At 51.9% G+C, this 7,741-nt stretch carries 11 protein-coding genes; 8 read left to right on the forward strand and 3 right to left on the reverse strand.

Annotated features, from left to right (window positions below):
• The 4 genes from LBJ25_05730 to LBJ25_05745 form a co-directional block, all read left to right on the forward strand.
• The coding region (locus LBJ25_05730; protein ID MDR1453454.1) for a hypothetical protein at positions 1-360 on the forward strand (360 nt) is incomplete at its 5' end.
• A 211-nt stretch (positions 361-571) separates the two neighbouring features.
• Entirely contained in the window at positions 572-847 is a 276-nt protein-coding gene (locus LBJ25_05735; GenBank protein ID MDR1453455.1) for a type II toxin-antitoxin system RelB/DinJ family antitoxin, read from the forward strand.
• A 113-nt stretch (positions 848-960) separates the two neighbouring features.
• Positions 961-1,167 (forward strand): helix-turn-helix domain-containing protein, encoded by a 207-nt coding sequence (locus tag LBJ25_05740; GenBank protein ID MDR1453456.1) that lies wholly within the window; start codon positions 961-963, stop codon positions 1,165-1,167.
• 48 nt (positions 1,168-1,215) lie between these two features.
• Positions 1,216-1,923: an rRNA pseudouridine synthase gene (locus LBJ25_05745; GenBank protein ID MDR1453457.1), complete on the forward strand. Its 708-nt coding sequence runs from the start codon at positions 1,216-1,218 to the stop codon at positions 1,921-1,923.
• 280 nt (positions 1,924-2,203) lie between these two features.
• On the opposite strand, the gene LBJ25_05750 is transcribed toward LBJ25_05745, so the two are convergent.
• Together LBJ25_05750 and LBJ25_05755 are read right to left on the reverse strand one after the other, a co-directional pair.
• On the reverse strand, positions 2,204-2,704 hold the full coding sequence (locus LBJ25_05750; protein MDR1453458.1) for a hypothetical protein: 501 nt from the start codon (positions 2,702-2,704) through the stop codon (positions 2,204-2,206).
• The gene (locus tag LBJ25_05755; protein MDR1453459.1) at positions 2,701-3,681 is read right to left on the reverse strand and encodes a hypothetical protein; all 981 of its coding nucleotides are present in this window, start codon (positions 3,679-3,681) and stop codon (positions 2,701-2,703) included. Before LBJ25_05755 ends, LBJ25_05750 begins: the two co-directional genes overlap by 4 nt.
• A 67-nt stretch (positions 3,682-3,748) precedes the next feature.
• On the opposite strand from LBJ25_05755, the gene LBJ25_05760 reads away from it, so the two are divergent.
• From LBJ25_05760 to carA, 3 genes are read left to right on the forward strand one after another with little or no spacing between them, the layout of a single operon-like run.
• Positions 3,749-4,678, forward strand: coding sequence for an aspartate carbamoyltransferase catalytic subunit (locus LBJ25_05760; GenBank protein MDR1453460.1), 930 nt, complete (start codon positions 3,749-3,751; stop codon positions 4,676-4,678).
• Complete coding sequence (locus LBJ25_05765) at positions 4,675-5,973, forward strand: dihydroorotase (protein MDR1453461.1); 1,299 nt, start codon at positions 4,675-4,677, stop codon at positions 5,971-5,973. The genes LBJ25_05760 and LBJ25_05765 overlap by 4 nt, the downstream gene beginning before the upstream one ends.
• Positions 5,970-7,061, forward strand: a complete 1,092-nt coding sequence (gene carA, locus LBJ25_05770; protein ID MDR1453462.1) for a glutamine-hydrolyzing carbamoyl-phosphate synthase small subunit — start codon at positions 5,970-5,972, stop codon at positions 7,059-7,061. The genes LBJ25_05765 and carA overlap by 4 nt, the downstream gene beginning before the upstream one ends.
• A 33-nt stretch (positions 7,062-7,094) precedes the next feature.
• Here carA and LBJ25_05775 read toward each other — a convergent pair whose 3' ends face one another.
• Complete coding sequence (locus LBJ25_05775) at positions 7,095-7,412, reverse strand: helix-turn-helix domain-containing protein (GenBank protein MDR1453463.1); 318 nt, start codon at positions 7,410-7,412, stop codon at positions 7,095-7,097.
• Positions 7,413-7,535: 123 nt separating this feature from the next.
• Here LBJ25_05775 and LBJ25_05780 point away from each other — a divergent pair.
• Positions 7,536-7,741 (forward strand): hypothetical protein (locus LBJ25_05780; GenBank protein ID MDR1453464.1); only part of this gene is annotated, 206 nt, incomplete at its 3' end.

Raw genomic sequence — 7,741 nt, forward strand, 5'->3', positions numbered from 1 at the left:
CAGGCCGCCAAAGAATTTTATCCTAAAACACAAAAGTATGAATCTTACTTCGCCAGGTCAGAAGGACTGGTGTTTTATTTTGTCGACGACCGGCTGGTCTGCGTCGGCGTGGATTTCGCTGGCAAAAATCCCTATCAGGAATTGGCGCAGAAATACGGCGCCAAAACTAAATTTCACTACCTGCGCGCCAATAATTACACCTACGACGGGGCGGTCTGGTCTTCCCCCGAGCGCGTGATTTTTTACGCCGCTTATGCGCTCAAACCCGACTTTGGCAATATTTACTATTTTGACCCGAGCTGGCTGGCCGGTCTAAAAAAGCGGCTGGCCGCGCCGGAGACCAGCGGCCGCGTGGACTAAACTATATTCTGTAACCCAGCGAGAGAATACTCGGTCGCTTCGACAAGCTCAGTGATCGGACTTCGCTCCTTTCGCCAGCGTATCCGCAGGATACTGGCTCAGGGAGCACAGGGAGCGCTATCTAAGTTCGGTCTGGCAATGACATAAATACCTATATTTTACTTGACTTTTACTAGAAAATGCTATATAATTCTATACGAAAGGAATAAAAATGCCGCAATTGAATATTAAACTGGAGCCGGAGCTCAAAACACAGGTGGATGATCTTTCCCATCAGCTTGGCTTAAACGCTTCTGATGTTATTCGGGTCATGTTAAAAAAATTTGTAGTTACCGGCGGGTTTCCCTTTAGCGTCAGCGTAGAGCGCGATCCCTACAATCCCGAATACAACACGCAGACTTTAAAAGCCCTGCGGGACGCTAAAGCTGGCGTTGGCCTGCACAAAGTCAAAAATCTGGCCGCGCTGCGCAAAATTATGCTGAAATAATTTATGCTGGAGATAATTTATAAAAATTCCTCTTCGCCCTATATATCATGCTCTATATATAGTGTACTATATACCGGAAAACGCCGTTTGTCAAGCGGTGTAGACTTATTTATATGAACGAATTGAAGCTGCTTGGAAAAACTATTGAAAGAATCAGGATTGCCAAAAAGATTCCCCGCGAAAGATTTTCCTGGGAGACAGAAACAGCACGGTCTTTTATTTACCAAATCGAGCGCGGTCAGGGCAACCCATCTATCAAGACGCTCATCAAAATGGCCAGGGTTTTGGACTGCAAGGTTCAAGACTTTATTCGGTTTTGATTTTCTTTTTGCGGTGGCGGATTTTTTGAAGTAAAGTATAATCTCCTCATGGCCGAAATCCGCATTCAGCGTTATCTCTCCGAACAAGGCCTGGCTTCGCGGCGCGAGGCCGCGGCGTGGATCACGGCCGGCTACATCTTGCTCAACGGCCAAAAGGTCACGGACACCGGCGCCAAAATGGTTTTGGGCGCGGACACGCTAAAAATCGACAAAAAAGCGCGTGAAACGCCAAAATATTACTTCCTTTTCAATAAACCGCTGGGCATAGTGACCGTCAACGCGCAAAAAGGCGAACGGGAAATCAGGGACATTGTAAAATTGCCTAAAGGCGTGGTTCCTGTCGGACGGCTGGACAAAGACACTGGCGGTTTGATTTTTCTGACCAATGACGGCGTGACCGCCAGACGCATTATGGACCCCGCTTTTTATCACGAGAAAGAATATGAAGTGAATCTTTACAGGCCGATAACAGACAAAGCGTTACTTAACTTGGAGCAGGGAGTGTATATTTTGGGTCAAAAGACACGTCCCGCTAAAACGAAACGGCTGGGCGGCTATAAATTTTTGCTGGCCATCACCGAAGGCAAGAACAGGCAGGTCAGACGCATGTGCGAGGCTGTTGGCTGTCCAGTAAGGCTTCTTTTACGCAAAAGAATACTTAACTTTCAGCTTGGAACGCTAAAACCGGGCTGTTTAAAAGAGTTAAGCGCTGGTGAAAAGTCATTATTACTAAAAACACTCGGCATTGCTCGTTAACCACAACAGAACATGTTTAAGTATAAATTAACGCACGCGCTACATTGCCAAATCGGCAACCATTTTCGTCAATCATTCCATTACAGATTGTTAATTATTGCTCATCAACCGCCTGTTAATCCTGGGTGAAAAAATAGTTTTGCTTAAATCACCTGGCGCCACAAGTTAACCATAGCAAAACATTTTAATTATTTATTAACAATGACTGGCTGTCTCTTGTTTCTTATTCACATATCGTTTATTGTTTGTGGACAAGCTCTGTTTTTTGATTAAAAATCGTTCAGTCTACCTTAAACGAGTTCCATATCTGCAAAATATCCCGCTTAGCGTCCGCCCAGGCTGTTGAATCGGTGGTGATCGTAAAGATATAGACCATGTCCCCTTTAACAAAGTAGCCTTCCTGAACAATGACCAGAGAAGTGCGGGCTGTTGAACGTTGAAAGACCGAGCGATTGTACATGACATTAAAAGCCGAGTCCGCGCCTTTGCGCTCCTTGCCATTGAGCTGGGCGCCGGCTAGATACCGCCAGCTGTCGTAAGCGCGCAGGCGGTCGCGGGCCGCATCTTCCGCGCTACGTTTATTAGCTGGCTGGATATTAAAATCCACAACGGTAATTTCGTCGCCGCGCATAGCTGTCGCGCGGTGCTGGCCGTCCAGCAGGATTTTCCACGAGCCGGGTATCTCAAAAGTTACCGGATATTTACTGTCCGTATAGCGGTTGCCATTCCAGTCGGCCAGCGCGACACAGCTTAAAAACAAGATTATTAAAAGCTTTTTCACCCGTAAACCCTTCTTATATAGAAAGCTCCGCCCTCTGCTTCTAGATCTATTTTCAGTCCGGCTTCATTATACAGGAAAGTATACAAATACGTTCCCCGGTCGGTCTTGCGCAGATCTGCCAGAGTTAAGGTAACGGATGCCGGCGCGCGTATTCTGGCGCTGTCCGCCGGCATCAGCGGTTCGTCCGCGCCGGCCAGATAAGACGACTTTTCGTAATCCGTCACGTCGACGTCTGTAAGGCGCGCATAGGAGATAAAATTTCGCGCGTATTGCTGGGCGCCAAAGAAGCGCGCGGAATAATATTCATAGGAAGAAGTTTTGGCCGCGGCGCGCGCGCTGTTGTCCGCCGCCAGATCAGCGTAGAGAAATCCGCCAGTGTAAGAGTTTTCGCCGGAAATTTCCGGCCCAAACACCGCGACCTTGTCCCGCAACAGCTCAAGATACAGCACCTCGCCGGTCAACAAATACAGGCGCAGCGCGGCTTCTTCCCAGATCGATACGGTGTAGCGCGGCCAGCTGCCATTGCTCAGGCGCGGCGCGCTCAAAGCGCAGACCACAACTTTGCGGTTGTTAAAATTATTGAGCAATGTATTGTAAATCTCCGCCGCCTTGTTCGGCAGGCGCAGTCTCTCGTAAGCGGCAGCCAGATAAAACCAGGCCGCCGCTTTGTTGCGCGTATATTGAATATTCTGCTCGATATTGTCCAGCACAATTTGCGTGTTTTCGGAATAGTGCAGCCGCAGTTCGTTTTCCAGCTGCTGGGCGATCAATTCCTCGGGGTCCCAGTAATAGGCCACATTTTCGCGGCCGGTCTGGTTGCGCGCGCTGTCCGTCTGGGCTTGTCTCTCCTCGCGCAGCGGAGCGCTCATATCCTGCAGCGACGAGGACACCAGCCAGGACAGGCCGCTCAAAAACAAAACGGCGCCCAAAACGATCAGCAGATATTTTGGCAAAGAGTTCGCGCGGCGTCTAACCATAATATTTTATTATTGCACAAGATAAAATTTTTCTCTATAATTAAGAAGTTCTATTTAGAGGTGTGCCATCAACCCGCTGGGTATTAAGGATTTGCTGGGGCTAAAAAATCTCAGCGCCAAACAGATCAACCTGATCATTCAAGAGGCTTTTGCTTATAAAAACCAATTTTCCGCGCCGGCGCGGATCAAAAAATCTCTGCTGGACAAAACGCTGCTGACTTTGTTTTACGAGCCGTCCACGCGCACCATGACTTCTTTTAACGTCGCGGCGGGGCGGCTGGGCGGCCGCGCGCATAATGTCAGCGTATCCGCGTCTAGCGTGCAAAAAGGCGAAACGCTTATCGACACCGTGCGCAATCTGGAAGTAATGGGTTTCAGCGCGGTGGTTATCCGGCACAGCCACGGCGGCGCGCCGCAGTTGGCAGCCGAAAACACGACGCTGCCTGTCATCAACGCCGGCGATGGTTTTAACGAGCACCCCACCCAGGCTTTGCTGGACATTATGACCATGCAGCAATTCAAGGGCGATTTGAAAAATAAAAAAATCGTCATTGTCGGCGACATCGCGCACAGCCGCGTGGCACGCTCGAATATCTGGGGGCTAAACACGCTCGGCGCGCAGGTCACGGTCTGCGGGCCGGCCACCTTGATCCCCAGAGGCATCGAGGATTTTGGCGTTATGGTCGAGCACGATCTTGGCCGCGCGCTGGCTGACGCGGACTTTGTGAATGTCCTGCGAATGCAGCACGAGCGGCAGGCCGATAAAAATTTTATCCCGTCCAAGCGGGAGTATCACCGGCTTTTTGGCATCAACGAAAAGCGGCTGGCCAAAGCCAAGCCCGGCCTGCTCATCCTGCATCCCGGGCCGATCAACCGCAGCGTGGAAATTTCCACGCCGGTGGCCGACGGCAAACAAAATGTTATTCTGGAACAGGTCATTAACGGCATTGCTGTCCGCATGGCAATTTTAAATTTATTGATCGGAGAAAAACCATGAGCACGCTTTTGTTAAAAAACGGTACGGTCGTCGATCCGGCGCAGGGGCTGCATAAAAAACTCGACCTGCTGATCGCCGACGGCAAGATCACCGGGTTAAAAGAAAAAATTTCCGCGCCTGACGCTGAAACGCACGATCTTCAGGACAAAATCGTCACGCCTGGTTTGATCGATATGCATGTGCATTTGCGCGAACCCGGACAGGAAGAAAAAGAGACCATTAAGACCGGCAGCAAAGCCGCGGCGGCGGGCGGTTTTACGAGTATCGCCTGCATGGCCAATACTGACCCGCCCGCCGACGACGTCAGTCTCATCAAGCACATTCAGGAAGTCGCGCGGCGGCACGGCATAGTCAATGTTTTGCCGATCGGCGCCTGCACTATCGGGCTGCGGGGCGAGTTCATCACGCAGATCGGTGAAATGCAGAGATTTGGCGCGGTGGCGTTCTCCGACGACGGCCAGCCCATCGGCAACGCGCAGGTGCTGCGCAAAGTACTGGAATACACTGGCATGTTCAACTCCGTGGTCATTTCGCACTGCGAAGACAAAGCGCTGACCAATGGCGGCTCGATGAACGAAAGCGCGCTGTCCACCAAGCTCGGCCTGCCGGGCATACCCAGCGCGTCAGAAGCAACTATGGTCGCGCGCGACATCGAGATCGCTAAAAATTTTGGGCGCATCCATCTGGCGCATATTTCCACCAAAGAAAGTTTGGATCTGATCCGCCAGGCGAAAAAACTCGGCGCGCCGATCACCTGCGAGACCGCGCCGCATTATCTGCTGCTGACCGAGGAAGCGGTCGGCGATTACAACACCAACGCCAAGATGAGTCCGCCGCTGCGTCAGGAAGCTGACCGGCTGGCCTTGATCGAAGCCCTGCGGGACGGGACGATCGACATCATCGCCACGGATCACGCGCCGCATACGCTCGACGACAAGCGCGTGGAATTCAATCTCGCGGCTTGTGGCGTCTCGGGATTGGAAACCGCTCTGCCGCTGCTTTACACGCATTTCGTCCAAACCGGCCAGATCACTTTGGAGCGGCTTATCGAGTTGATGAGCGTCAACCCGGCCAGAATTTTTGCGCTGGACAAAGGGACACTCAAACCCGGCGCCGCGGCGGATCTCACCGTCATCGACCCGCGGCTGACCAAAAAAGTGGACAAGACCAAATTTTATTCCAAAGGCAAAAACACGCCTTTTGACGGCTGGGAACTTTCCGGCTGGGCGGCGATGACTATCGTCGGCGGACAGATCAAATACACGGCGGAAAAAGGAGTTTGGCTAAAAGCATGAAAAAGCCGGCGGTTTTATTATTGGAAGACGGCGCGTTGTTTCAGGGCTTTAGTTTCGGCTATGCCGGCGAAGCGGTCGGCGAGAGCTGCTTCAATACATCTATGAGCGGCTATCAGGAAATCATCACCGACCCGTCCTACGCGGGACAAATAATCGCCATGACCGCGCCGATGATCGGCAATTATGGCGCGAATAACGCCGACACGGAATCCGCAACGCCGGCGCTGCGGGGTTTCGTCGTGCGCGAATACAGTCGGGTTTACGAAAACTGGCGCGCGGAAGAATCGCTCGGCGCGTTTCTGGACAGACAGCAGATCTGCGGCATCGAGGGCGTGGACACGCGCCGGCTGACGCGCCATATCCGCGATCGCGGCGCGATGCGCTGCATCATCTCCAGTACAGACCTCGATCCCAAAACGTTAATGCCCAAAGTGCAAGCCGCGCCGCAAATGAACGGCCTCGATCTGGCCAGCGGCGTTACCTGCCAGAAGCCGTATGTTTTTTCGGAGAACAAAAAATATAAAGTTATCGCCTATGATTTCGGCCTGAAACGCAATATTTTAAAAATGCTGTCCGCCGCGGACTGCGCGGTGGCGGTCGTGCCGGCGGACACTCCCGCGGAACAAGTCCTGGCGCAAAAACCCGACGGCGTATTTTTGTCCAACGGCCCCGGCGATCCCGCGGCTGTCGCTTACGCCATAGAGAATACGCGAAAACTCATCGCCAGCGGCCTACCGCTTTTTGGCATCTGCCTCGGGCATCAGATCATTGCGCTGGCTCTCGGCGCCAAAACTTTCAAGCTCAAATACGGCCACCGTGGCGGCAATCAGCCGGTTCTGGATCTGACGACGCGCCAGGTGGAGATCACCTCGCAAAATCACGGCTTCGCGGTAGACCCCGGCTCGCTCGCCGGCCTGCCGGTGAAGATCACGCATCTCAATCTCAACGATCAGACCGTCGAGGGCCTTGCCCATCAGACCAAGCCGATCTTTGCCGTGCAGTATCACCCCGAAGCCTCGCCCGGCCCGCACGACGCGGGGCATTTATTTCAGCGTTTTGCGGGCTATTTAGAAAAAAACCGGAATTAAAACAACAGCGTCCGGATCACTAATTTTACTTGCTCAGTATTTTTGGACTCTGAGCGTTAATGTTTTCAATTGCTGCAAAATAACGCGCCTGAGCTCTTCCGGCAATTCAGGTTTAGGATAGGCGGTTCTGGCCGGCGCGCTCTGTTCGGCCAAAAAGAGCTGATAGGGCTTGACCCGCAGAGCCGCGGCTATTTTTTCCACCATTTCCACCGAGGGAAATTTCAGGCCGGTCTCAATGGCGCCGATATAGCCCGCGGCCGTGTCGCAAAGCAGCGCCAGTTGCATTTGGGAAAAGCCGGAGCCTTTTCTGATCCTTTTAAGATTACGAATAAATATCTGCCGCAAGTTCATTTTATTATTTTATACTCTAATGGATAGCGTCCATTGACAAATACCAATAGATAGTGTATTATTATTTACATCTTATAGATAGTTCGGCTTTAACAAGCAGCAATAAAAATAGGGGGTATTTTTATGACCATAGCGGCAGGCCAGAAAATGTACGCGGACGATATTCTCAATCTGACATTTTTTCCGAAAGGCGCGATACTGACTTTCAGCACTGCGGCGTGGGGCGCGACCAGCGCGGAGTTTAAGAATATCTGGAAGATCTGCAACACCGCCAATCATCAAGCCGACCCGAATGTGCCGGATCTGACGAATAGATTTTTGCGCGGCGG

The organism is Candidatus Margulisiibacteriota bacterium (assembly GCA_031268855.1).
Taxonomy (GTDB): Bacteria; Margulisbacteria; Termititenacia; order Termititenacales; family Termititenacaceae; genus Termititenax.

Bases quoted from the DNA above. Each gene is read 5' to 3' on its own strand.
- LBJ25_05735 (MDR1453455.1), top strand. From the start codon at position 572: ATGCCGCAATTGAATATTAAACTGGAGCCGGAGCTCAAAACACAGGTG.
- LBJ25_05740 (MDR1453456.1), top strand. From the start codon at position 961: ATGAACGAATTGAAGCTGCTTGGAAAAACTATTGAAAGAATCAGGATT.
- LBJ25_05745 (MDR1453457.1), top strand. From the start codon at position 1,216: ATGGCCGAAATCCGCATTCAGCGTTATCTCTCCGAACAAGGCCTGGCT.
- LBJ25_05755 (MDR1453459.1), bottom strand. From the start codon at position 3,681: ATGGTTAGACGCCGCGCGAACTCTTTGCCAAAATATCTGCTGATCGTT.
- LBJ25_05765 (MDR1453461.1), top strand. From the start codon at position 4,675: ATGAGCACGCTTTTGTTAAAAAACGGTACGGTCGTCGATCCGGCGCAG.
- carA (MDR1453462.1), top strand. From the start codon at position 5,970: ATGAAAAAGCCGGCGGTTTTATTATTGGAAGACGGCGCGTTGTTTCAG.
- LBJ25_05775 (MDR1453463.1), bottom strand. From the start codon at position 7,412: ATGAACTTGCGGCAGATATTTATTCGTAATCTTAAAAGGATCAGAAAA.